Annotated in this window: 22 protein-coding genes and 1 tRNA gene; all 23 read left to right on the forward strand. The window is 49.2% G+C overall.

Features of this window, described 5'->3' with window-relative positions:
- Positions 1-12: 12 nt before the first annotated feature.
- The 23 genes from PHS46_03895 (at position 13) to PHS46_04005 (ending at position 25,637) form a co-directional block, all read left to right on the forward strand.
- On the forward strand, positions 13-252 hold the full coding sequence (locus tag PHS46_03895; GenBank protein ID MDD3905660.1) for a hypothetical protein: 240 nt from the start codon (positions 13-15) through the stop codon (positions 250-252).
- 95 nt (positions 253-347) lie between these two features.
- Entirely contained in the window at positions 348-3,146 is a 2,799-nt protein-coding gene (uvrA, locus tag PHS46_03900) for an excinuclease ABC subunit UvrA (GenBank protein MDD3905661.1), read from the forward strand.
- Entirely contained in the window at positions 3,140-5,494 is a 2,355-nt protein-coding gene (locus tag PHS46_03905) for a tetratricopeptide repeat protein (protein MDD3905662.1), read from the forward strand. Before uvrA ends, PHS46_03905 begins: the two co-directional genes overlap by 7 nt.
- A 70-nt stretch (positions 5,495-5,564) precedes the next feature.
- Positions 5,565-6,197: a MotA/TolQ/ExbB proton channel family protein gene (locus tag PHS46_03910; GenBank protein MDD3905663.1), complete on the forward strand. Its 633-nt coding sequence runs from the start codon at positions 5,565-5,567 to the stop codon at positions 6,195-6,197.
- Positions 6,187-6,579 carry a biopolymer transporter ExbD gene (locus tag PHS46_03915; protein MDD3905664.1) on the forward strand — a complete coding sequence of 131 codons (393 nt, stop codon included), beginning with the start codon at positions 6,187-6,189 and terminating at the stop codon, positions 6,577-6,579. The genes PHS46_03910 and PHS46_03915 overlap by 11 nt, the downstream gene beginning before the upstream one ends.
- A gap of 8 nt (positions 6,580-6,587) precedes the next feature.
- Positions 6,588-7,001: a hypothetical protein gene (locus tag PHS46_03920; protein MDD3905665.1), complete on the forward strand. Its 414-nt coding sequence runs from the start codon at positions 6,588-6,590 to the stop codon at positions 6,999-7,001.
- Positions 7,002-7,283: 282 nt separating this feature from the next.
- A complete protein-coding gene (locus tag PHS46_03925) occupies positions 7,284-7,484 on the forward strand; it encodes a winged helix-turn-helix domain-containing protein (GenBank protein MDD3905666.1) in 201 nt (66 codons plus the stop codon).
- A gap of 70 nt (positions 7,485-7,554) precedes the next feature.
- On the forward strand, positions 7,555-7,827 hold the full coding sequence (locus PHS46_03930) for a hypothetical protein (GenBank protein MDD3905667.1): 273 nt from the start codon (positions 7,555-7,557) through the stop codon (positions 7,825-7,827).
- A 69-nt stretch (positions 7,828-7,896) separates the two neighbouring features.
- On the forward strand, positions 7,897-8,220 hold the full coding sequence (locus tag PHS46_03935) for a divalent-cation tolerance protein CutA (protein ID MDD3905668.1): 324 nt from the start codon (positions 7,897-7,899) through the stop codon (positions 8,218-8,220).
- 122 nt (positions 8,221-8,342) lie between these two features.
- Positions 8,343-8,418: transfer RNA gene (locus tag PHS46_03940), tRNA-Ala, on the forward strand.
- Positions 8,419-8,788: 370 nt separating this feature from the next.
- Positions 8,789-10,267 (forward strand): AmmeMemoRadiSam system protein B, encoded by a 1,479-nt coding sequence (gene amrB / locus PHS46_03945; protein ID MDD3905669.1) that lies wholly within the window; start codon positions 8,789-8,791, stop codon positions 10,265-10,267.
- Positions 10,264-11,190, forward strand: a complete 927-nt coding sequence (locus PHS46_03950; protein MDD3905670.1) for a hypothetical protein — start codon at positions 10,264-10,266, stop codon at positions 11,188-11,190. Before amrB ends, PHS46_03950 begins: the two co-directional genes overlap by 4 nt.
- Positions 11,187-11,918: a 16S rRNA (uracil(1498)-N(3))-methyltransferase gene (locus tag PHS46_03955; GenBank protein ID MDD3905671.1), complete on the forward strand. Its 732-nt coding sequence runs from the start codon at positions 11,187-11,189 to the stop codon at positions 11,916-11,918. The genes PHS46_03950 and PHS46_03955 overlap by 4 nt, the downstream gene beginning before the upstream one ends.
- Positions 11,902-13,251 (forward strand): tRNA (N(6)-L-threonylcarbamoyladenosine(37)-C(2))-methylthiotransferase MtaB, encoded by a 1,350-nt coding sequence (mtaB, locus tag PHS46_03960; protein MDD3905672.1) that lies wholly within the window; start codon positions 11,902-11,904, stop codon positions 13,249-13,251. Before PHS46_03955 ends, mtaB begins: the two co-directional genes overlap by 17 nt.
- Positions 13,252-13,313: 62 nt before the next feature.
- Entirely contained in the window at positions 13,314-14,054 is a 741-nt protein-coding gene (gene fabG / locus PHS46_03965) for a 3-oxoacyl-[acyl-carrier-protein] reductase (GenBank protein MDD3905673.1), read from the forward strand.
- Positions 14,055-14,080: 26 nt separating this feature from the next.
- Positions 14,081-14,320 carry an acyl carrier protein gene (gene acpP, locus PHS46_03970; protein MDD3905674.1) on the forward strand — a complete coding sequence of 80 codons (240 nt, stop codon included), beginning with the start codon at positions 14,081-14,083 and terminating at the stop codon, positions 14,318-14,320.
- Between the two features lie 9 nt (positions 14,321-14,329).
- Entirely contained in the window at positions 14,330-15,589 is a 1,260-nt protein-coding gene (fabF, locus tag PHS46_03975) for a beta-ketoacyl-ACP synthase II (GenBank protein ID MDD3905675.1), read from the forward strand.
- Positions 15,590-15,707: 118 nt separating this feature from the next.
- Positions 15,708-16,862, forward strand: coding sequence for an acyl-CoA dehydrogenase family protein (locus PHS46_03980; protein ID MDD3905676.1), 1,155 nt, complete (start codon positions 15,708-15,710; stop codon positions 16,860-16,862).
- The gene (locus tag PHS46_03985; protein MDD3905677.1) at positions 16,859-17,641 is read left to right on the forward strand and encodes an electron transfer flavoprotein subunit beta/FixA family protein; all 783 of its coding nucleotides are present in this window, start codon (positions 16,859-16,861) and stop codon (positions 17,639-17,641) included. Before PHS46_03980 ends, PHS46_03985 begins: the two co-directional genes overlap by 4 nt.
- Before the next feature lie 43 nt (positions 17,642-17,684).
- Positions 17,685-18,896: an electron transfer flavoprotein subunit alpha gene (locus PHS46_03990; protein ID MDD3905678.1), complete on the forward strand. Its 1,212-nt coding sequence runs from the start codon at positions 17,685-17,687 to the stop codon at positions 18,894-18,896.
- 306 nt (positions 18,897-19,202) lie between these two features.
- Positions 19,203-19,844: a hypothetical protein gene (locus PHS46_03995; GenBank protein MDD3905679.1), complete on the forward strand. Its 642-nt coding sequence runs from the start codon at positions 19,203-19,205 to the stop codon at positions 19,842-19,844.
- Complete coding sequence (locus PHS46_04000) at positions 19,841-20,641, forward strand: nucleotidyl transferase AbiEii/AbiGii toxin family protein (protein MDD3905680.1); 801 nt, start codon at positions 19,841-19,843, stop codon at positions 20,639-20,641. The genes PHS46_03995 and PHS46_04000 overlap by 4 nt, the downstream gene beginning before the upstream one ends.
- A gap of 247 nt (positions 20,642-20,888) precedes the next feature.
- Positions 20,889-25,637 (forward strand): hypothetical protein, encoded by a 4,749-nt coding sequence (locus tag PHS46_04005; GenBank protein MDD3905681.1) that lies wholly within the window; start codon positions 20,889-20,891, stop codon positions 25,635-25,637.
- Positions 25,638-25,876 lie beyond the last annotated feature (239 nt).

Below are 25,876 nucleotides of genomic sequence, written 5' to 3' on the forward strand. Positions count from 1 at the left end.
GAGGTGAAATACATGGCAGAGAAAGTAGCAGCGGTAGGGATAAAGAGAAAGAAGGGCTATCTCTATTACGTCGATAAGAAGGGCAACGTAGTTGAGACGAAGATGGCCAGAGGTAAATCCAAGGGGGGCGGCGGTAAAGTTGTCGCGAAACCTGAGGTGAAGAAGGCAAAGGGATACCTCTACTTCATCGATAAGAAGGGTGACGTCTCGAGGGCTAAGATGCTCGTAGGCGGCAAGAGGAAAAAGAAATAGTCGTAGCAGGACGTAGCAAGACGTAGCGCACCCTCAAGGGTGCGCTACGTCATTTTTTATGGTAATAAGTCCGATATTAAAATATAATGGAACACATGGAAAAGAACTTTATTCTCATAAAAGGCGCCAGGGAGCATAATCTAAAAAATATAGATATTACCATACCCAGGGACAAGCTTGTAGTTGTGACCGGGCTATCCGGCTCCGGGAAATCGTCGCTCGCTTTCGACACCATATATGCCGAAGGCCAGCGCAGATACGTCGAGTCCCTTTCGAGTTACGCGCGTCAATTCTTAGATCAGCTCCAGAAGCCGGACGTCGATTACATCGACGGGCTTTCTCCCGCCATCAGTATCGAACAGAGGACGGCCGGCTCCAATCCCAGATCCACCGTAGGAACGCAAACGGAGATACATGATTATCTGCGCCTTCTGTATGCCAGCGTCGGGACACCTCACTGCCCGAAGTGCGGGAAAGCTATAACCAGACAGTCGGCGCAGGAGATAGTCGACCAGGTGCTCAAAGCCGCCGCCGGTGAAGAGTCGATACTTGTACTCGCCCCGCTCATACGCGGCCGAAAAGGCGAATACAGGGAGTTGTTTAAAAAAGCGAGCGCCGACGGATTTGTCCGGGTAAGAGTGGACGGTAAAGTTTGCGAACTTGCCAACGCCATAAAATTGGACAAAAATAAAAAGCATGATATCGAAGTAGTTGTCGATCGTCTGGTAATAAAAGAGAATGTTAAAAAACGGCTTACCGATTCCATAGAATCCGCCCTCGAGGCCGGAGGCGGCCTTGTGATAGTTAATTTTCAAAAACACAATACGAGCCACGACGTCCTTTTCAACGAACACTATGCCTGCGCCGATTGCGGCATCAGCCTGGAAGAATTGACGCCGAGAATATTTTCATTCAATTCGCCGTATGGCGCCTGCCCGGAATGCGACGGGCTCGGTAACAAGATGGAGATAGACCCGGATCTCGTTATAACCGATAAGACGAAGCCGGTTATCGATTCCGTCGATGCCTGGAGGCGCGGCGGGAAGGGGCTCTATCTTTATTACAGGCGGCTTATGCGTTCGCTCGCCCAGGAACACGGCTTCGACGTCCAGACGCCCTTTAAGGATCTTCCTAAAGATATTAAAAAATTAGTGCTTTACGGGGAAGGTAAAGGAAAAGGGTGGGGCGTATATGAAGGAGTCATACCTAACCTGGAAAGGCGGTTCCGCGAGACGGAAAGCGAATTCATAAAGACTGAAATCGGCAAATATATGTCCGTCCTGCCATGCCCTGTTTGCAACGGGAATAAACTGAAGCCCGAATCTCTCTCTGTCACGGTAGGCGGCAGGAATATCGCCGAGGTTTCCGCCATGGCGATAAAGGGACTGCGAACATTTATCGCGGGGCTTGATCTGACTCCGACGCAGGAGAATATAGCGCGTCAGGTGCTGAAGGAGATATCCTCGCGCCTGCAATTCATGATAGACGTTGGCCTCGACTACCTTACGCTCGACCGGCGCAGTTATACATTATCCGGCGGTGAGGCCCAGCGCATACGGCTTGCTACACAGATAGGCTCCGGACTGGTTGGAGTCATCTATATCCTCGATGAGCCGAGCATAGGCTTACACCAGCGGGACAATTCGAAGCTTCTCGATACTCTTATTAAATTGCGCGATCTCGGTAATACTCTCATCGTGGTTGAGCACGACGAGGCGACCATCCGGAAGGCCGACCACATAATCGATCTCGGCCCGGGCGCCGGTGAGCACGGCGGCCGCGTGATAGCGGAAGGTGGACTTAAGGACATACTCGCATCGAAAGACTCTCTCACGGGGAAATATCTGCGCGGTGAGTACCGGATAAATGCTCCATCCGGGCGGCGCAAGCCCGATAAGAAAAAGATACTGCGCATAATCGGCGCGCGGGAACACAACCTGAAGACTATAGATGTGGAGATACCGCTGGGCCTGTTCGTATGCGTAACGGGCGTGTCGGGTTCCGGCAAGAGCACACTTGTGGATGACATCCTGTATAAAACGCTGGCCAAAAAATTCTACCATTCCAAGGAACGGCCCGGAGAACATAAAAGGATAGAAGGCATACAGTTCATAGATAAGGTTGTTGTCATCGACCAGTCGCCCATCGGCAGGACGCCTCGCTCCAATCCCGCTACATACACGGGCGCGTTCTCATTCGTCAGGGATCTATTCTCTAAACTTCCGGAATCTAAGATACGGGGGTACAAACCGGGCCGTTTCAGTTTCAACGTCAAGGGCGGCAGGTGTGAAGCGTGCATGGGCGACGGCATAAGAAAGATAGAAATGCACTTTCTGCCGGATATATACGTCCAATGTGAAGTATGTAAGGGCAAACGTTTCAACGCACAGACGCTCGAAGTGAAATTTAAGGGCAAATCGATCGCGGATGTCCTCGATACATCCATTGAGGAAGCGATGGAGCTTTTCGCGAACATCCCTTCGGTTAAAAATAAACTTAAAACCCTTAACGAGGTGGGCTTAGGTTATGTGCGCCTGGGGCAGTCGGCCACGACCCTTTCCGGCGGAGAAGCGCAGAGGATAAAGCTTGCCACCGAGCTGTCGAAGTCGGCGACGGGCAGGACCTTCTATATACTCGACGAGCCCACGACAGGGCTCCACTTTGCGGACATAGACAAATTGTTGTCCGTATTGCAGGCGCTTGTGCGCGGCGGCAATACGGTGCTGGTCATAGAGCATAATCTCGATGTGATAAAAACCTCCGACTACATCATTGACCTCGGCCCGGAGGGCGGCGACGAAGGCGGGAGAGTAGTTGCGAGCGGTTCGCCCGAGGAAATAGCGAATAATGAGAGATCATATACCGGGCAGTATCTGAAGGAAACGTTGTGCTAACGTATAGCCTGAAAAGAAAAATGCTGTTTTTTTTGGTGATCGCGGCGATCTTTCTGCAGGCACATTCGGTATCGGCGCAGAATATTGAAGACGGGGATATCGTTATCGCCAAAGATGCTTTTAAGAACGGGCTTTATGATATAGCCGGCGAGCGGTTTGAAGCCATATTGCGTAATTACCCCGATACCGCGCGCGTATATGAGATACATTCGCTTCTGGGTAAATGCTACTATTATCAGAATAAACTTTCCCGGGCGTCGTATGAATTTGACATTGTCATTAACGCGCCCGCGGGAAGCGATTCCCAGGATGAGGCCCTGTACTGGTCCGGAGAGATATCGCTCAAGTCGGGCGAACTTAAAAAAGCGCTCGGTTTTTATCAACAGACCATAGACGCGTTTCCGTCATCGAAATATATAAGCTACGCTCTTTATTCAAAAGGATGGTGTTATTATAAGTTAGGCCTTCTTGAAGACGCCGTTTCCTGTTTCAAAGACACCGCCGCGAAGTATCCGCTTGAAAAAGCGGCACCCGATGCGCAGTTTTTGGCAGGTGAATGCCATTACCTGATGGCCAGATATGCCCCTGCCGAAAAGGAACTCAAAGAGTTTACGGAAAAGTTCCCGCTTTCCGGGAAGACGGCCGAGGCTTATTATCTTTTGGGCGATACGAGTTTCTATCTTTCGAAATATACCGACGCCGTAAACTATTTCCAGCGCGCTCTCGCGATATCACCCACAGCGGCATGGGCGCCGTTTGCCGAATATCGTATCGCCGCCGCGCTTTACCAGGCCGGTGATTACGCCGCGAGCATCAAAGGTTACAGGAAATGCCTATCCAGGCGTTCAAGCGGCCTCATCGAAGGCTCGATCCTCCTCGGGCTTGCCCGTAATTACGAGAAGACCGGCATGACCGTGGACGCTATGGAGGCCTATGACGGCGTGATAGCGATGCGTTCCAGAGGCGATGTTGTGGCGGAGGCATATTACCGAAAAGCGCGCCTTTTATCGGATCTCGGCAGGCACGACGAGGCTGAAAGGCTTTGCAGGGAGGGCATAGAGAAATTCCCGGATTCCAAATATACCGATAACCTGCACAGTGAATTGGCCCGATCGTATTCGATGCAGGATGCGAAGCAGGGGGAGGCCATAAAAGAGTTCCGCCGCGTGTGCGATGTGTCGAAGGATCCGTCTTTGATCGCGGATGCGCTTGTCGGGATGGGCGACATATATCTGGCGGCCAAAGATGACGGTAAAGCGATAGCGAGTTACGACATGGCCCTGAACAGGTATCCCGACAGTCGCGTGGCCGCCTACGCGCAGATACGGCTCGGGGATGTTTTTTTAGAGACGGGTAACCTCGACCAGGCGGCCCTGGCGTATCAGAGCGCGCTTGCCAATTTCCCGGATACTTCGTTTAAGGAGAAGGTGCTTCTTTCGCTCGCCATCGTCGATTTTCGTAAGGGTGATTTCGAACGGGCCGTGTCAGGGTTTACAAATTTATTCAAAGCGTTTCCCGGCAATAAAAACAATGCGCGCATCAGGCTTTATCTGGCTGATTCTATGTATAACGCAGGAGATTACCCAGCCGCTCTGGCGCTCTACAAAGAGATAGAAAAAGATGCTCCCAGCGTGGAGCTTAAAGCGGCGGCCGGTTATCAGGCCGGGTGGAGTCTTTTAAATATGGGCAGGGATTCTCAGGCTATCGATGAGTTTGGCAGGCTCTTGAAAAATTATCCGCTTTCCGGCGTGGCTTACGATGCAAGATTTGAACTTGCGGAATATTATGCCTCGAAGGGAAAATATGATACGGCACGGGAATACTATTATTCGATAGCGAAGGCTATCCCTGCCGTAGATCTTACCGAAAAGGCTCTTTACGAGGCGGCGCTCACATACTGCAGGCAAAATAGGACGCAGGAGGCTGTTGACGGGATCGATGAGCTGGCGGTAAAATTCCCGGGATCAGTTTACGCAAGGAACGGTTACAGGAAGATAGCGAATATTAAAAAAGATTCCGGTGATTTTACCGGGTCGGTTGTTTATCTGCGAAAAGCGCTCGGTAGCGAGAACAATGAATTTAACGCGCAGGTACAGTACGAGATTGCCGAAGCTATAGAGAAGGTAGGGGCTCTTCAGGGGGCCGCCGCGGAATATCTTAAGGTTCCGGAGCTGTATCCAAAGGGCGCTTTCTGGGCCGTCCGGGCGCAGTTGAGATCCGCCCAGATTTTTGAAAAAACGGGCGCGTTTGGCGAGGCGGGAAAATTATATGAGAAGTTGGCTGATATGGATGTAGAGGAATCTTCGTTCGCGAAGGAACGGTTACAGAAGTTAAGGAAAGCCAAATAGAATAACCGCGTAAGGTTATCTGTGGGTCAATGCATGGTTAACCTGAGCGGTTAGCCGAATAGGAGGGTGTATGTGGGATCTGATCAATAAGGGCGGACCGATGATGTACCTGATAATATTAGCGTCGATCCTGGCGTTAGGTGTCGTCATAGACCGGATATATAATTTGCGCAAGGCAAAGATAGACGCGGATAAGTTTATGGATGGCGTTACCGCCGTTTTAAAAAGGAATAAAGTTATCGAGGCGATAGAGATGTGCAATAAGACTCCCGGGCCGATAGCGCATATAATAAAGGCGGGCATACTGAAACACGACAGATCGAAGCCGGAGATAAAGGAGGCGGTCGAAGAGGCGGCAGGGCTCGAGATACCGCGCCTTGAGAAGCACCTGCCGATACTTGCTACCATCGCGCACATAGCTCCGCTCCTCGGGCTTTTGGGTACCGTAACGGGCATGATAAAATCGTTCCAGGTAATACAGGCGAAGGCGCTTGTCCTGGCTCCGGTAAATCCCGGCGATCTGGCCGGCGGCATATGGGAAGCGCTCCTTGCGACGGTGGCGGGGCTTGCGGTCGCTATTCCGACTTACGTCGCTTATAATTACCTGACGAGCCAGGTTGATACGTTAGTATATGACATGGAGAGAAGCGCCACTGACCTGGTGAACCTGCTTTCGTCCCGGAGGGATACGTATGAAGTTTAAGAGGCGCCCGAAGCCGGAACATGGGCTGATAGAGATGACGCCGCTTATCAACGTCTTCTTCCTGCTTTTTATATTTTTCGCGTTCACATCCAGTTTCATATTTCAACCGGGGATAAAGGTAAATCTTCCTAAGGCCGTAACGAGTGAAGTCGTCCAGCAGGACAGCGCGGTTATAGTTGTTACCGGCGACGACAAGATATATCTGAATGACCGGGAGATATCACACGACGAGCTTTTGTCCAATCTACGGCTGATGGCAAAAGAAAATAGGCCGCTCCTGATAAAGGCCGACAACCATGCCTCACTCGGCAGGATAGTGGAGGTCTGGGATATGTGCAGGCGCGAGGGCGTGTCGCAGGCGAACATCGCCACTAACAGGTAGGATCTTTGATGGCAGGCGTAAAATTTATAACGAAAGTTTTTAAGGACGAAACCCGCAGAATATTCGTGATGGCCATAATGGCATCGCTTTTGTTTCACGTATTCTGGTTATGTGCCGTAAGGATTGTGTCTAAGCCGGACGATGACGGCAGGCTGAAATTTTCCAAAGTGTCATTTTTAGGCCCGCTTTTAAACACGAGCTCCATGGAACTGCAGTCACGGCCTAAAGAACGCTCGTTCCTCGAGAAGAGATATTTTGATGCCGCCAAACGCATCCCAATAGTTTTTATTCCGAACGCGGATATATACGCCGATAGGTACGAACCGGCCAACGATGCCTATCACTTGCGGGACGAAAGGATAACGGCGGCTATAGATGAGGCGCTTATAGGGGAAAAGTTGGGGTTGTCTTCAGACGAATAATAGTTCTGTCGCGCCCTTGACTATTAATATAATTATGATAAAATTGGACATAGGTACTTTAGTATTCTTTTATACGCTATTTTCAGCTGTACTTATCCTGTTATTTTGGGTATTTGCAGGGTACAAGAATTCGGCAGTGCGAAAAGCGCGGGATACGGATTACATGTGGCGATGCTCGGTATGCTCGCATTCATACGTAGATTCGAAACATGATGAGATGTCCGTTTGCCCTTTATGCGGCAGTTATAATAAAAAGGATGCGATTGAAAAGGAGGCAGGTAAATGATTACGGAGATAGGCATTACCGCCGGAGATATATGGCATTATCTTGATGAAAACGGGAAGAGCTCGTTGTCCCAGATCGTAAAAGGCATAGATACCGAAAAAGAAAGACTCCTGATGAGCATAGGATGGCTTGCCAGAGAAGGGCATGTCATAGTTGAAAAGGCCGGTCAGGATTATCAGATATATTTGAGAAGATAGCCCCGTCCGGAGCGAAAACCGGGGGCGGGACGATTTACCTGACTCAAACAATAGTAAATCGGAGGTAACTATGGAAGAGAAGAAGAGCGCGCGTGACGATGAACAGGTTCCCATAGTTGCTCCTTTAAAGGTGTTGGGCCAGAAGACGATAAACAAACGGTTCGGATGGTGGTCCGCGGTCGTCCTTCTGGAGAGTTACGGCAGGAAACAGGTGTGTTTCTACCTGTGGCAGAAGAAGGAAGACGGCGGTTGGAAGCGCAAGCAGAAGTTTGCGGTGCATAATCAGGAAGACTGGGAGCTGATCCAGAACGCCGTGGTTGGAATGATCGGCGAATTGACCTGATGAAGTTTCAACGCAATCCGCCTTTTCTCGATCTCTTACCCCCGCCTTATGGCAAATCGTAAAACTATTATGAGCCGAGATTTTTGCATAATCCTGGCGCAATGCGCCTCACAAAAAGAAGCGGATGCCATCCGGTCTGCGTTGTTAAAGGGCCGGTTAGCGGCGTGCGTTAATATATTGAAAGGTGTTGATTCGAGATTTTGGTGGAATGGCAAGGTCGACAGGGCGAAGGAAGTCCTTCTGATGGCCAAGTCTCGTAGGACAAATTTTAACCGGATAGCCAAAGAAATAAAACGCCTGCATAGTTATGATGTTCCCGAGATAATTGCTATCCCGATAATAGCGGGAAGCGGGGATTATTTGGGATGGATCAGGAAGAATACGAAGGCGTGAGGCGAAAATTTCGGAGGTTGATTGATGTTCCGAAAGCACTCTATTTAATCTTACTTAAATCAGAGATTTAAGTAAGATTGTTGTTTCGATTTCGATGCGAAAATTTCAAGAGAAATTTTCAGGGGGCAGTAGCTCAGCTGGGAGAGCACCACGTTCGCAACGTGGGGGTCGTGGGTTCGAATCCCATCTGCTCCACCATACTCTGAAAACTTTTCGAAGAAAGTTTTCAGGTCCTGGCGTTTCAGATACTTCGATTTTGCTATGCAAAATCGAAGGACTCAGTAAACTTTTCGAAGAAGATTTTCAGGTCCTGGCGTTTAAGATATACCGATTTTTCTCTGAAAAATCGGTATACTCAAAACTTCTTGAAAGGAAATTTTAAGGGCCTGGGGTTTGATAAGTTTCGATTTTTTCTCTGAAAAAATCGAAGTACTCTGAAAATCTGTCGAAGAAGATTTTCAGGTCCTGGCGTTTAAGATACTTCGATTTTCCTCCGGAAAATCGAAGGACTCAGTAAACTTTTCGAAGAAGATTTTCAGGTCCTGGAGTCTAAGGACTCAAAAAAACTATGAAATTGTTTTTTGTATTAGCGCTTTTGTTCCTCACTTCAACCGTTTTTGCCGAAGATATGAAAAAATCCGACCTTGCAGGCACATGGTACCCGGCGGATAAGGCAGAACTGGCCGACTTGCTCGGCTCATACCTTGATTCCGCGAAACCGATAAAGATAGAGGGCCAGGTACTGGCCATTATTTCTCCTCATGCCGGTTATCAATTTTCCGGCCCTGTGGCGGCTTACGGTTTTAAGGTCGTGAATGCCGGTAGTATTAAAACGGTTATCGTTATAGGGTTCAGCCATCGAAGGCGTTTCGACGGGATATCGGTTTACGCTAAAGGCGGATGGAGCACGCCGCTCGGCGACATAGCTATCGACGAGAAACTTGCCGCGCAGATAGTTTCGAAAAATAAACGTTTGCGTTTTGAGCCGGGGCTTTTCGATGAAGAGAACTCCGTCGAGATGCAGATGCCGTTTATAGAACTTGCCTTTAAAGGTGCGCGGGTAGTGCCGGTAGCTTTCGGTACGCAGGATTACGGCGACGCTGAGATATTGGCCGACGCGCTTGCCACCGTCCTCAAGGATAGGAACGATGTGCTCATAGTCGCCTCCACGGACCTTTCGCATTTCCATCCTTACCAGGACGCAAATGCCATCGATAAAAATCTTATAAAGATATTGGAAGAGATGAAGGCGAGAAAACTTTACGATGCGGCCATCATGGGAGAATGCGAACTTTGCGGTATGATGCCTGTTACGGCGACACTTCTTACGGCGGAAAAACTCGGCGTCGGCGATATCGAGGTATTGAAATACGCCAATTCCGGGGATACCTTTGGCGATAAGAAGCAGGTTGTCGGATATTTAAGCGCGGCAATCTATAAAAAAGGAACGCGGGATACGGATAACGGGCAGAGGCAGGCCGGGAAGACTATGTTGAACGACGCCCAGCGCAAGCGGCTATTACAGATAGCGCGAGAGTCGATAATCGGCTATGTGAAGAACGGCAAGCGGATGGAGTTTGCGGAGGATGACCCGGTTCTTAATAAAGAGATGGGCGCGTTCGTTACATTGCATGAAGGCGGCCAGTTGCGCGGGTGCATCGGTAATATGTCAGGCCAGGGGGCTTTGTATAAAACGGTGGCGGATATGGCGATAGAGGCGGCAACGGGCGATCCTCGTTTTCCCACCCTGACCGCGGCTGAGATAGGCAGGATCAAGATAGAAATATCTGCGCTGTCGCCTTTAAAAAAGGTTGCGGGCTATAAAGATGTAAAAATACCCGGCGACGGCGTTGTGGTAAAATCGGGATCCCGCAGCGGTGTATTCCTGCCGCAGGTGGCGGATGAGACCGGATGGGGCAGGGACGAGTTTCTCTCGTATCTTTGCGCTCATAAAGCGGGTTTGCCGCCGTCTGCCTGGAAAGATCCGAAGACGGAGATTTACGTGTTTTCTGCGGAAGTTTTTGGAGAAAAGGAGGATGGGCGATGAAGAATAAAGGCTTGGTCATAGCGATAATAGCGGTGATAGCGGTGCTGGGCATCGTATTAATAGGAAGGTCCTGCGCCCGCCCGAATACGGCGAAAAAGACAGGCGTCCCGGCTAATGTTAATACTCCAAAGGCGGCTCCTGTCGCATCCGTAGCTAAAACATTTTCCAAAGGCATGGGCGGACTGACCGTAAAAGTTAAAAATTCCACTAATAAGCCCCAGTATATTAAGATGAAGGCTTTCATGGTCGAGAGTGGTAATTCCAGTGTATTCGCCGCCGCGTTTGGCACCGAGCGCATGCAGATATTGCCTGCGGGCACATATGATATCGAAATAGACACAATACCCGCTAAAATATATAAGAATATATCCGTAAATAACGGTAAGGAGACGGTAAAAGATCTCGGTACAATAAGCGGGTCTATCAATGTGAAAGCGTTAAATTCAAAGAAGAGGGATGCGTCCGTACTGTCGAAGGTTCTGTGCGCCAAAACCGGGCTGATAGTTACTACTCTGCCTGCCAACCGTCCTACGGAGATAATGCCCGGAGTTTATGATGTAGAGATAGACACATTGCCCCGCCAGGTAAAGAAAGATATAAAGGTGTCTGCCGGACAAGAAACGGTTATAGATCTTGGTATTGTTTCGGGCTCGCTTTTAGTTAAAGCTATTGACGCAAACGGTAAAGAGGCGCGTCTTAATGTTCGTATAAAAAATCCATCGAACAATCAGTTCGTTACCTCATCATTCACGAACAAGGCTATTGAGGTAGGCCCCGGTGCATATGACGTTGAAGTGTTGTCCTCTCCGGCGCAGGTAAAGAATGGGGTAAAAATTAACCCGGGTGAGGAGACGATCATCGAAATAGCAGTCCAGACTCAGTCTTTACCAGAACCGGCCGTTGCCGCAAAAAAGAAGAAATGAGTAGATTCTTTGTTCCTCCCGAGGCGGTAAAAGGAAGCAGTATAGTTATCGGAGGTAAAGAGGCGCACCACATCCTCGACGTGATGCGCCTGAAGGTGTCCGATACTGTCGTTACATTCGACGGCACGGGCAAAGAGTATAAAGGCGTGATACGGGAGGTATCCCGCAATTCGCTTACCGTAGAAATAAAAGATGTTCGCATTCCCGCCGGCGGCGAGTCAGGCCGCATAACGCTTCTGCAGGCTATGCCCAAGAAAGAGAAGATGGACTATATCGTCGAAAAGGCGACGGAGCTGGGGGTTCATGCAATAGTGCCGGTCATTACCGCGAGGACGATACCGGATTGGAGCGAATCCAAGAAGAAGGCGCAGTCTGAAAGGTGGGCCAAGATAGCCAGAGAAGCGGCAAAGCAATGCTCCCGGCTGGATATACCGACTATAGCACCGATATCGGATTTTGCGGACTCGATAAAGACATATGCCGATTTTGACATGAAGATGATAGCCGTTTTAAACGATGAGACCGTATCTGTAAAAAGCGCAATGGCCGGTTTTACTACCGGCAAGATCGCGATCGCGATAGGCCCGGAAGGTGATTTTACGGCGGAAGAAGTCTCGATGGCCAAGGATTGCGGCTTTAAGCCTATAAGTTTGGGCTCCAGGGTACTTAAAAGCGACACGGCGGGACTTGCCTTACTGGCAATTTTAAATTATGAACTCTCAAATTAACGAAAAAAAGAGATTTTACATACATACCCTTGGCTGTAAGGTCAATCAGTATGAATCGCAGGCCATGAGGGAGATACTCCTGGGCGCCGGTTTTACGGAGTGTCTCTCCAAAGATATGGCGGATATATACATAATCAATACATGCACTGTAACCCAGCACGCCGACCGGGAGTCGCGTTATCTGGCCGGTATGTTCCACAGGACCAATCCCTTGGCCAAGATCGTGGTGACGGGTTGTTATGTGGAGCGCAATGCGGACGAGATATCATCCTTGCCGGGCGTTTCGCATATAGTAAAGAACGATAAGAAAAACCGCATCGTCGATATACTGAATGACCTCGGAGGTGCGACCTCGGAGGTCGAACGCGGTTCGCATCTCACGGTTACCGGGTTCAAGGGCCACACGAAGGCTTTTGTCAAGATCCAGGATGGTTGCGAAAACAGGTGTTCGTATTGCAAAGTGCCGCTGGTAAGGGGCGTCCTTAAATCCAAACCGATCGACGTTATAGTTAAAGAAGTGGCCGGGCTTGTCGCGAACGGTTTTAAAGAGATTGTGCTTACCGGGATCTGTCTCGGGGCCTGGGGCAGGGACATATTTCCACCGGAGATATCCAATAGCGTAGGATTAAAGGCGCCGGATCTGACGGACGTATTAAAAGCTCTGGAGCGCATCAGCGGCAACTTCCGGATCCGTATCAGTTCCATAGAGATGAAGTACGTTACGGACGAAATGATAGCGTTCATAGCTGGCAGTAAAAAAGTATGCAGGCATTTGCACATACCTCTGCAATCCGGCGATGACGAAATACTTAAGCGTATGAACAGGCCGTATACATGCGCTCAATACCTTGGGCTTATAGAAAAGCTGAAGCATTCCATAAAAGATATAGCGATATCTACGGATGTGATGGTTGCGTTCCCGGGCGAGACGGACGCGAATTTCATCAATACCATGAATTTTCTGAAAGCGGTCTCGCCGGCCAGGACGCATATTTTTACCTACAGTAAGCGCGACGGCACATCCGCCGCGGCTTTTGACGGCGAGGTAAACGAGGTTCTCGCGCGGAAGAGGTATTACAATCTCAGGACGATCGCGATTATGCTGTCGTATATCTATCGCGCGAAGTTTATCGGCAGGACGCTGGATGTGCTGGTCGAATCGAAGCGTGACCGCCAAACAGGGTTACTCAGCGGATATTCAGACAATTATATAAAGGTAATGTTCGCCGGAGACGACGGTGCTATGCGAACCATAGCGCCGGTGAGGATAGATGAGATGAGTTTAGTGTACACCAGAGGGGCGTATGGGCCTGCCTCAGATGTTAAGGTTTAAAAATAACTTGACAATATGGACATTATAGCTAAAATAACACAAAACATTACGAAAGGTTGGTTATGCTTCTAAAAGACAAAGTAGCGATGATTACCGGTGGGGCCAGGGGGATAGGCAGGGAGATAGCCCTGACCTTCGCGAAAGAGGGCGCTCATATAGCATTGTGTGATGTTAACGCTGAAATCCTCGCTGTGACACAGAAAGAGATAGAAACAATAGGCAGGAAAGCCATAACGGGCGTCGTGGACGTTACAAAGTCCGATCAGGTCGAATCCTTCATCCAAAAAACCCTTGACAAATTCAGTAAAATCGATATACTTGTAAACAATGCGGGCATTACCAAGGACGGTCTCATAGTCCGGATGTCCGAGTCCGACTGGGATGCGGTAATAGCGGTAAATCTTAAGGGTGCATTCAACTGCATCAAAGCCGTATCCAAGACCATGATGAAACAGCGTGATGGCAGGATCGTCAACATGGCCTCTATTATAGGTATAATGGGCAACGCAGGCCAGGCGAACTATGCCGCTTCTAAGGGCGGACTTATAGCATTGACCAAAACGGTCGCCAAGGAGCTCGCATCCAGGAATGTCAGGGCAAATGCCATCGCCCCGGGCTTCATACAAACGAATATGACCGACAAGCTTCCCGATAACGTAAAGAGCGAGATGTTAAAGTTCGTCCCGCTTGGCAAGTTTGGAACGGTTCAGGATGTGGCAAATCTCGCCTTATTCTTAGCAAGTGATAATTCGTCCTATATAACGGGACAGGTTGTACAGGTTGATGGTGGAATGGTAATGTAAGTAGCGTAAAAAACAAGGGAGGGAAAATGGAAGTTTCTCAGGATAAGATAAAGCAAATTATAGCGGACCAGCTTGGCGTTAAGAAGGAAGAAGTTACTGATAACGCGAAGTTTGTGGACGATTTAGGAGCGGATTCGCTCGATACGGTTGAACTTGTAATGGCTCTCGAAGAAGAGTTTGGCATAGAGATACCGGACGAGGAAGCTGAAAAGCTGATAACTGTAGGTGACGCTCTCAGGTATATCGAAGAGAAGGCCTCGAAATAGGCTTCGATAATGCAAAATAGAAGACGAGTTGTCGTAACAGGCCTCGGCGCGATATCTCCTATAGGTAATACTATACCGGAATTTTGGAAATCTCTCCTCGAAGGTAAAAGCGGCGTAAAGCGGCTTACCTGTTTTGACCCCACCCATTTTACTACCAGGATCGCGGCGGAAGTTAAGGACTTCGATCCATCTCCGTATCTTTCAGCGAAGGAAATACGGAGGATGGATCGCTTTGTCCAATTCGCCGTCTGTTCCGCCAAGATGGCGATGGCCGATTCAGGCATTCCCTTAGATAAGGAAGATAAGAACAGGATAGGCGTGCTTATCGGCTCCGGTATAGGCGGACTGCATACGGTCGAGGCGGAGCACAGGCAGTTTATCGCGCTCGGCCCGGAAAAAGGGCCCGCCAGGATATCGCCGTTCCTCATACCTATGCTTATAGTTAATATGGCCTCAGGCCAGGTGTCTATAACCATGGGCCTTAGAGGTCCGAATTCCGCAGTAGCTACCGCGTGTGCTTCCTCAAATCACGCCATAGGCGATGCATTACATATAATACAGAAGGGTGAAGCGGACGTAATGGTCTGCGGTGGCTCTGAAGCGGCAATTACGCATATGGGCTTCGGCGGTTTCTGCGCGCTCAAGGCCCTGTCAAGCGCCTATAACGACCAGCCGGAAAAGGCATCGAGGCCGTTTGATAAGAATAGAGACGGTTTTGTAATGGGCGAGGGCGCGGGAGTTGTCATACTGGAAGAGTTAGAGCATGCCATTAAACGCAATGCAAAAATATATTGTGAGCTTGCAGGTTATGGGATGAGCGGCGACGCATACCATATGACCGCCCCGGATCCGCAGGGCGACGGCGGCGTCCGATGCATGATAGCGGCCTTGAAGGACGCGGGAATGAAACCCGAAGAAGTAAATTACATAAACGCGCACGGTACATCCACAATATATAACGATAAAATCGAAACACTTGCTATGAAGAAGGTATTTGGCGCCCACGCTAAAAAAGTAGCCATAAGCTCTACGAAATCGGTGATGGGCCATCTTCTTGGCGCGGCAGGCGGGGTTGAGTTGATCGCATGTGCGCTTGCGATAAAAGAAGGCATTATACCTCCTACGATAAATTACGAGACACCAGACCCCGATTGCGACCTCGATTATGTTCCGAATAAGCCGCGTGAGGCCAAGATAAATGTCGCGATGTCGAACGCGCTCGGTTTCGGCGGGCATAATGCCGCTTTAATAGCGAAGAAATTTACGTAAGAATGTGACAATCCGTCATTGCGAGGAGCCGAAGGCGACGAAGCAATCTCTAAAACGAGATTGCTTCGCCCCTAAAAGGGCTCGCAATGACGTAATATGTTAACAGGAGGAATTGATTATGGATTATTTACTCACGGAACAACAGGTAATGGTGCGCGACCTCGCGCGCAAAATCGCGAGAGAAAAGATAAAACCATTAGCCGCGAAGTACGACGAGTCAGAGCAATTTGCGTGGGAAATAGTGAAGGTACTTGTCGATAGCGATCTTTTCGGCGTATACATACCGGAAGCTTACGGCGGCCTGGGCGGCGGGATCATGGATATGTGCCTTGTTGCCGAGGAACTTTCGAAAGCGTGCGGCGGCATCGCGCTAGGCTTTGCCGGCACTGGTTTAGGAACATTTCCCATCATTCTTTACGGAAGCGAAGAGCAGAAGAAGAAATATCTGCCGGCGATAGCCAAAGGCAAAGTCGCGGCATTCTGCATCACAGAGGCGGAGGCGGGTTCCGACGCGGGTTCGATCAGGACGACCGCTAAAAAAGATGGTGACTCTTACATATTGAACGGCACCAAGCAGTGGATAACGAATGCCGGTGAAGCTGAAGTCTACACCGTTATAGCCATGACCGACAAGACGAAAGGCGCCAGAGGTGCGAGCGCTTTCATAGTTGAAAAGGGAACGAAGGGCGTCGATTTCGGGCAGAAAGAGAAGAAACTTGGCATACGCGCTTCGGCCACAAGAGAAGTTATATTTACCGATTGCCGGATACCAAAAGAGAATCTTATTTCCAAAGAAGGCATGGGTTTTATAGTAGCAATGAAGACTTTTGACAATTCCCGTCCGGGAGTTGCCGCTCAGGCGCTGGGCATTGGCCAGGGCGCGCTCGATCTCGCGGTCGAATACGCGAGAAAACGAGTCCAGTTTGGACAGCCGATATCGAGCTTCCAGGCTATACAGCACATGTTAGCCGACATGGCGACGCAGATAGAGGCCGCCCGGGCGCTCGTTTACGCGACCGCCAGGATGGTCGACTCCGGAGCCAAGGGCGTGGCGAAGGAATCCGCGATGGCGAAGATGTTCGCTTCCGACGTCGCTATGAAGGTGACCGTAGACGCGATACAGGTATTCGGCGGATACGGCTACATGAGAGATTACCCGATCGAAAAATATATGCGTGACGCGAAGATAACCCAGATATACGAAGGTACCAACCAGATACAGCGTAACGTTATCGCCGCGAACCTTATTAAGGAGAGCGTGAAGGGCGAATGAACATCATAGTCTGCATTAAACAGGTTCCGAACACTACCGATGTAAAAATTGACCCGGTCACGAATACGCTTATCCGTGACGGAGTTGAGAGCGTCATTAATCCGTTCGATACTTACGCCATAGAAGAAGCCGTCCGTCTCAAAGAGCGCTTTGGCGGCAAGGTTACCGTTATCACGATGGGGCCGCCACAGGCCGAGAACGCGCTTAAAGAGGCGATCTCGCTCGGATGCGACGAGGCGATCCTCGTAAGCGACAGGAAGTTTGCCGGCTCCGATACATGGGCGACGAGTTACACGCTTTCGTGCGCCATCAAAAAGATAGGCGCATACGATTGCGTGATATGCGGCAAGCAGGCCTCCGACGGTGATACCGCCCAGGTCGGCCCCGGTATATCCACGCATCTGGACATTCCGCAGGTTACTTACGTCAAGAAGGTTGAAGAGATGACCGAGAAGAAGGCCAAGGTAGAGCGTATGACCGAGGATGGTTACGACATCGTCGAGACGCCGCTTCCGTGCCTTTTGACAGTCGTTAAAGAGATAAACACGCCGCGCATACCTTCACTCAAAGGGATGATGAGAGCGAAGTCGGCGAAGATAACGAAATGGAACGCCGACGATATAAAGGCCGATCCGAAGTCGCTTGGCCTCGACGGTTCTCCGACGCGCGTCGTCAAGATATTTACGCCTCCGGCCAGAAAAGGCGGAGAGATGTTGAAGGGTGATACCGGCGACATCGCCAAGGAACTGACGGAACTTTTAAAGGATATAGTTATTTGATTATGACCTCCGAGGTCGCTTAAAAGCGACCTCGGAGGTCGGTATGGTGGATATGGCAAGCTCGATACAAATACTACTCGATAAATGCACAGGATGCACGCTATGCGTGAGAACCTGCCCCTTTGGCGCCGTCCATATGGCCAATAAGAAGGCGGTTATAGACATGGCCAAATGTACGCTGTGCGGCGCCTGCGTTACCGCCTGCAAGTTCAAGGCTATAGAGTTGAATAAAGAGGCCTCAGCGAAGAAAGACCTTTCTGCTTATAAGGACGTCTGGGTATTCTGCGAACAGAAAAAAGGCGTGATACAGACGATATCGTTCGAGCTTCTGGGCGAAGGAAAGAAACTTGCCAAAAAACTCGGTGTTAAACTCTGCGCTGTTATATTGGGACATGATATCGAATCGAAGATAGACGAGCTTTCCGCCCGTGGCGCCGACAAGATATATATAGTAGATGCTCCCGAATTAAAATCCTACCAGGATGATCCTTACACGAATGTCCTTGTTAAACTGATACAGGAATATAAGCCCGAGATCGTGCTGTGCGGCGCTACGGTAGTCGGACGGAGCATGATCTCCCGCATCGCGATAAAGATAGATGCAGGGCTTACGGCTGATTGCACAGGGCTCGACATAGACGAGAAGGAGCGCCTGCTTTTGCAGACACGCCCCGCCTTCGGCGGCAACATTATGGCGACGATTATTACGCCGAATCACAGGCCGCAGATGTCCACAGTCCGCCACAAGGTAATGAAAGAGGCGGAGATACATAAAGGACATAAAGCTGAAGTAATTCGCAAGATATATCCCGCGGATCTACTGAAATCGCGCACCACGCTCCTCGATATAGTCGAGGAGATAGAGGAGACCGTAAATCTCGCCGAAGCGGATATTATCGTATCGGGCGGCAGAGGCTTAGGCGGAGCTGAAAACTTCGCGGTAATAAAAGAATTGGCTAAAGTTTTGAATGGCGCTGTTGGTTCATCGCGCGCCGCGGTCGATGCCGGATGGATGCCTTACTCCCATCAGGTCGGGCAGACAGGGAAGACGGTCTGTCCAAAGTTATATATCGCCTGCGGCATATCAGGCCAGATTCAACATCTTATAGGAATGCAATCCTCGAAAGTTATAGTAGCGATAAACAAAGACCCCGACGCCCCCATCTTTAAGGTTGCGACGTATGGAATAGTCGGCGACCTATTCGAAATTGTTCCTGCACTCACCAAAGAATTCAAACGTATCCTCAAGAAATAAATACTGTCAACCCATTATTGTTCGAGCGAAGCCAAATTTATCTTCTCGACTGGCTCACCTTGTTCGCACGCTCGAAGAATAAATTTGTCCGAGTCCAGAACTTCTCAATAGTGATAACCTCACAACAAGTGATAACCTCGCAGGTTAGCCATGTGTCTGCACACAGATAACCTGCGAGGTTTGAAACGGTTGGGGCATTACGTTAAGTTATCAGTTATGATAACTTACTGCACTATTGACAATTTCGGTTTTGTAGTGTATGCTTATTTCTGTAAATAATCATTTTTGATTATTAAAGGAAATAAGATGAACTACGCGAATTTCAAAAAGAAAGTAATTAAGTTTCCAGTAATTCCGGCCGCCGACTTGCTTCTTTTTGAAGGCAAGCGGCAGGCGGCGCGGAATCAACTCAATCGCTGGCTGAATAAAGGTCTGGTGCTTAAGTTGAGGCGCGGGTTGTATATTCTGAATGAGAACGACCGCAAGATTGATCCATCCAGCCGGTACCTGGCCAATCAATTGTACGCCCCTTCATACGTAAGCCTGGAATACGCGCTCGGATTTTACGGCCTTATTCCGGAAAGAGTGAGGGATGTAACAAGCGTAACTACTAAAAAAACAGCCCGGTTTATCAATATAATGGGGGTCTTCACATATCAACATGTAAAGCCGGAAGCGTTTCGCGGTTACACGGCGGTCAAAGACGAAAATGGCTTCGATCTTCTTATCGCGTCCCCGGAAAAGGCCGCCATCGATTTTTTATACCTATCGCTCGACAGGATAAAAAAACCTAACATAGACATATTCGAAAGTTCTTTCCGTTTTCAAAACACGGAAGAACTGGATTGCAAAAAAATAATCGCAATGGCCGCGCTATTTAAAAATAAAAAATTAACAAAATTAGCGCGCTTATTCTGCGAATTTATCCGGAAAGAGAGGCAGTTATGACCGATCTTATCAAACAGCAATTCAAGCCCGGGATGAAGGATGAAGAAAAACTCAACAGGGTTCGAGAATTTCTGCAGATAGTCACCCTGAAAATAATCTATGACAAAGGGTTCTTTAAGAACCTCGCGTTTGTTGGGGGTACGGCGCTCAGGTTCCTATATGATTTGAGGCGTTTTTCAGAAGATCTGGATTTCTCTCTGATAAACGATGAGGGATACGCCTTCTCCGCGGTAAATTCGGAGATAGAGCGCGGTTTTAAGCTTTATGGTCTGGAGGTCGAGATCAGGCCTAAAGAAGAGAGGGCCGTCCACAGCACGTTTTTGAAATTTCCGGGTTTATTGAAAAATCTCGGCTTATCGCAACTCGCCTCTCAAAAATTGTCCATCAAGATGGAGGTTGATTCGTGGCCGCCTAAGGGATGGGCTCTTGAGACGACCCTTGTGAATAAGATATATATGATCAATATCACACATTTAGACATCTCATCTATGTATGCGACCAAATTGCATGCCTGTCTCTGCCGCAAGTATGTCAAAGGAAGGGACTTTTATGATCTCGTTTGGTATCTGACCAAAAAGATCACCCCGAATTTCATACTGCTCAACACCGCCATGGAGCAAACAGAGCATAAAAACTTCGGACTGTCGGAAAATAATTATAAGGATTTTTTGTCGGATAGGATAGGAAAAATCGATTTTAAAGACGTCCAAAAAGATGTAGATAGATTTTTGGAAGACAAGAATGAGCTCAAACTGCTAACTGCCGAAACGATAAAGGGCTTATTGGTTAAGGTATAAAAAAGCAAGATTTTGGCCCTTGCCAGGGCCTTTTTTATCGTGTAAACTTATATCTGTAGACGATAGGAAGTAAGATTACTTGCTGATGGAATATAAGCGGCAGGTAAATTTTTTTCACCTATTATTAAAATAATTTAAGAAGAGGATGCTATTAGTTATGTCAGACGCTAGAACTAATAGGATTATTGGTTTACCTACAAAGAGGCCATTCAAGGTGGTTGTATGTTTTATTACCTTGGTGGCCTTTGTGTTTAATATAGTCTCCTACGATTTTGCCTGGGCCGACAGAACGCCCTCGGAACTTACTAGCGTCGGTTCTGATAGAGCTGTCGGTCCGGGTAGTTTTAAAGAGCTGAATCCTCGGACTTTTTCTCTGCCGCAATCTCTCGGTACGATAAAAGACACCTGGAGCCCATCTGTAGGTGCCCCTCGCCTCGCTCGGGGTGAATATGAATTACAACCTCCGGTTGTAATTCATATTCAAGACGCTCACTGCAACTACTACGCCCAGAATAAGATCGCGGAAATATGCCAATATCTGAACAAAGAATACGGCGTAAACACTATAAATCTCGAGGGAGGCGCGGAGGATTACGATCTGTCCATATTTACCGATATAGCAGATAAGAGCGTAAGGAAGCGGGTGGCGGATTCGTTCGTAAAGGACGGTGTGGTAAACGGCGCCGAATACTTTGCTTTGAATAATCCGGGAAAGGTTACTTTGTGGGGCATAGAGGATCCAAAACTCTACATCGAGAACCTCAAGGTTTATCGCGAGTCGTTAAAATACAAAGACGACAGACAGCGGCTTTTGAAGAACTTAAGCTATATCCTAACCAACCTCCGGATGAAGTTGTATTCGAAGGAACTCCTCGAACTCGATGTTAAGTATTCCCAGTATAAGTCGGGCGGTATCGATCTTAAGATTTATTTAAACTACCTTATAGCCAATGCCAAAGCGCGCCTTATCGATATCAAATCGTTTCGCAACGTATTCCTTTTAAATCAGACGCTGAAGACGGAAGGCGATATAGATTTTAACAAGGCTAATAATCAGCGTGACGCGCTGATAGACAAGCTCCAGAAGAAGATGTCGAGGAATATGCTGAAAGAACTCGTATCGAAGACGGTTGAGTTCAAGGCGGAGAAGATATCACAGGAAGAGTTTTACATATATCTCATCAAGACCGCTAAGTCGATGGGGATTTCCATAGAGGGCTACCCGGAGCTCGAAAAGTATATCGTTTATATCTCGTCGTACGCCGGCATAGATAAGGCAAAGATAATAGACGAGATTTCCGCACTGGAGACGAAGATGCGCGAAACCCTCTATCGTAACGACATGGAGCGCGAACTCGATAAACTCTCAAAGGACCTCGTCCTGACTAAGAATATTTTTAACATATCGATATCGAGGGACGATTATAAATACTATAAGGCGAACGAGGAGGCGTTCGATACGCGGAATTACGTGAAATTCATCGAGCGCGAAGCGTCGCTCTGCGGAATAACCGCGAAGCTGGACGATGGCATCGCCCGCCTCGATCAGTATCGCAACCAAATCTCGAAGTTTTATGAATATTCTTTCAAGCGCGATGAGGTATTTATCAAGAATCTTGTTACCACGAATCCTTCGTCCGTCATCGCGAGAGCCGCGAAGCGGGGCGAAGCAATCTCGCTTTTAAAGATTGCTTCGTCGCCTTCGGCTCCTCGCAATGACGGACGGGTGGGGACTATCCCTATTTTCCGGAATCAATCTCCAAACGTCGCCATCCTCATCACCGGCGGTTTCCACACAGAAAACTTAGCCGAGTTATTCAGGGAAAACAATATCGCTTACATCTCCATCATGCCGAATTTCACCATCCGCGACGGCTACGAGTGCCCGTATTTCAAGATACTCTCGGGCGAGCAGAATATATGGATACGCCAGGCCCTGCCGGGTGTATTGAATAGCGCGTTGGCGCCACTCGAACAGTTGAGCCCTAAACAGGCAGAAGAGCTGGTTGAGGGCGGAGTTATGCCGCGCGTAGCTATCGATCCTGCGGTACGCCCAGTAGTTCCGGCGATAGTTGTGTCGGAACCGGCTGTAGTTGCGCCTGCTCCAGATAGCGCGCCATCCGCCGCGGCAGTGGCGCCCGCCCTACGAAGCCCAATTGAACATAAGAATAGTGGCGTAGTAGGGAAGGCGGTGTCGCAAAAACCGCAGGAAGGATTGATTAGTGACGAGTCTGGAACTATCGCAGTCCGGCCGTATTTGGCGCTGTCGGATAATGCGCGTTTGGCGCCACCGCCCTCCGGTAAAGTTTTATCAACAGAGGTAGAAGAGCTTTTGCGGTTACTTTCCGATGATAGAGCAAAGAAGGCGCTTATTCGGTTGTCCGAAGACCCGTCCTTTGCCAATGTTTATATTGCCGCGGTCCATTTGTTGAAAAACAGGGTTTTAAATGTCGAAAAGGTGCTTAACAGAATATTTAATTCCCATGGTAATCCGCAGGAAGAGTATATGGGTGAATTGGTGAGCGCCTGCGCGATGGAGCGCGCCGTGAAATATTCCAGGATTACTGTGATGAGTGAAGAGCATTTTGGTTCCGAAATAGATTTTGTGCTCGATGTCGACAAAACAAAATACGCCGAAGGCGCCGCGGCGCATTACGAATTGGAGGACGGGGCTTATATCGTTGAATCCAAAACAGAGAATGCCGATACGAATATTGACGTGATAATGGATCAGCTACTGTCGCATAATATGTCCGCGGATGTTACCCTTGGCAGGCTCGCCGCCAAAAGCAGGAGGACGAAGCTCGAAAATTATACCTTAAACACTATGCGCATGAGAAATGCCGGCGGCAGGTATGTAGCCGGCATAATATTCGTGATAGGAGGAGACGCGGTAAGTAGCGGTGGTATCGAAAAGTTTACGCTATCAGAACTCGAACAGGGAGAGGCGCTTGAGAAGCACGGTATCACGTTATTTGAAGTTTATGTCCCGGATTCTGTTATAACCAGGACGGACGCAAGAGGCGGTTTATCGGCTAAAGAGTCTAAATTTGTCGATGATGTTATAGATAGTCTTGGCGACAAGATAGACACTGCCAGGCGGAGTGAGTGCCATGATATTTTAGCCGGTGCGGTGGCGAGAAACGGTGTATCGAGGACGCAATTTGAAATTACGCGTTTATTGAAAGAAGCCGGCGCTAAAACTTTTTCCCGTGCTGGGCAAACTTCGGCGCAATGGGAGTCCGTATTCAGAGGGCTTGCCGCCGGGAATCCGATCGCCGTAAAATCGACAGGCGGGTCGGGCGTATCGCTTAATGCCGTAAAACAGCAACCGCAGCTTGAAGGCGGTACGTTGGGTGTGGACAATGTGCTGGCTTTGGTTACCGCGGAAACACCTAATGATGACATCGTCATTAGGTTGGAGCAGGAGATAAGCCGCGACCCAAGAGCCGAAGGCGATATCGGCGCCTCGCTCGCGAACGCGGCGAACGCCGGAAGACTGCCCGCGGATAAGTGCCGCAACGTCGCCCTGCGGCTGGGCGGGAGCGTGCTGACGGATTACGAGAAGGCGCTAAGAGAGACGAAGGTTGAGATTGCTTCAACGAGAGATTCTACCGATTTGCATCCGAAACAAACTATCGGGGTCGAATTAAAAGACGAAACATTGTTCGCTCCGGTACAATCGAAACCTGTTGCGTTGAATGCAGGAGAGGGAGCGCATATCGAGCGTGTCGGCGTTAATGCAGGGTCGCAGGTATTTGTTTCGGAGTCGCCAGCTACTGTCGGATCGGTTATCACTGCTACAAGTGTTCCCTCAAATTCCAGTACAACCGAATTTGCCGGACGCATTTTGAATAACCAGTTACACCAGGATCTCGCGGATCTTCAGGGTTATGGCATCAATCTTTCCGATGTGTTGAATTTGACCCCGGAGATGGTTGATGGGTTTGCCCGATCGGTGGCCGATGCTCAGTTCGCAGAGAGGAAGAGTAGCATAGAAGAGCTGGTGAATAAGATCAAGGATGCTATAAACAGAGTGTTGGGATCGGCGCATGAATTTGCCACAACTGTTACGGTGTACGACGAAGGCGACGGCCAACCGCACTCGGTGTATGTGATTACCGGCGACAGGGAAGACGTCCTGAGCGTCGGCGACACGGGCGTGTTTACTTCGACGATCAGCGCGCAGGTGGCGACTGCGCCGGCAGTGGTTGAGATATCGAGGAGCGCCCCCGCAGGCGTCGCGCAGACGAGTGAGATAGACGAGCGGCGAGAGGCCGTCGTCAAGGCGAGCGAAAAGGTGATGGAGCCAGGCTCTATAGTGAAGGTGTTGATAGGCGTCCTGCCGACGGAGAAGATGAGCGCGGCTAAGGTACAGACTGCGATAAGCGGGATAGATGACGCGTTGTTGAAGAATGGCTACGGTGACAGGAACGACAATCAGATGATAGGAAGATTTGTTATCGCGCTCAATGAGGACGGAAGCGTAAATAGAGAAAAGACGCGCGATAACATGGTCAAGGCTCTTGAGGCGGAATACAGGATGCGGGCGAAGGACGGCGCGTCGAGACATTTCGTCGTATATGTTCCGCAGATGGCAGGCGCGGACGGCCTCATAAATGATACGGCATTGACGGGCATTTGCGATCCCGAAACTACGACCCTTGTGCCGGACGCGTATTCGGATTGCGCCATAAGCGCGGACGGTAAAGGTAAGAACACGTTCCCGGACATCATGGCCCGCGTAATACTTGCGCGGCTTATAGTGCAGGCGGCGAAAGCCGAGAAGGAGAACAATCTTCAGATGAGAAACGCGATTTTGGGCGCGGCAAAGACATTACTGCAGAATATATCGCTCAACAAGGTTGATAGCGTAGAAACCGTGGAGCAGTTAATGGTTGTATTGCGCCTTACGGGCTTGAGGGTCAAGCCTGTAAATTATTCTGATATCGATAACTGGAAAAATTCGCAGATACTTACCGCGTCGTCTGCGTAAAATAAGCTGTGTTTACCGGGTTGCTGGAACGCCCTTCAGGACTTACTAGCGTCGGTCCTGGATAGAGCCGGCAACCCGGTTATTTTTTTACCTTTTCTTGTTATTTACATGAGATAGTGTAAAATATTATGGACGCTTTTAATCGTCATTGCGAGGATGCGAAGCATCCTAAGCAATCTCAATAGTTCTTTGTAATGTAAATAAAAAAGGTATATCCTCACGGTTATTGTGAATGATAA

The sequence above is a fragment of the Candidatus Omnitrophota bacterium genome (assembly GCA_028699255.1).
Taxonomy (GTDB): domain Bacteria; phylum Omnitrophota; class Gorgyraeia; order 2-01-FULL-45-10; family 2-01-FULL-45-10; genus FEN-1322.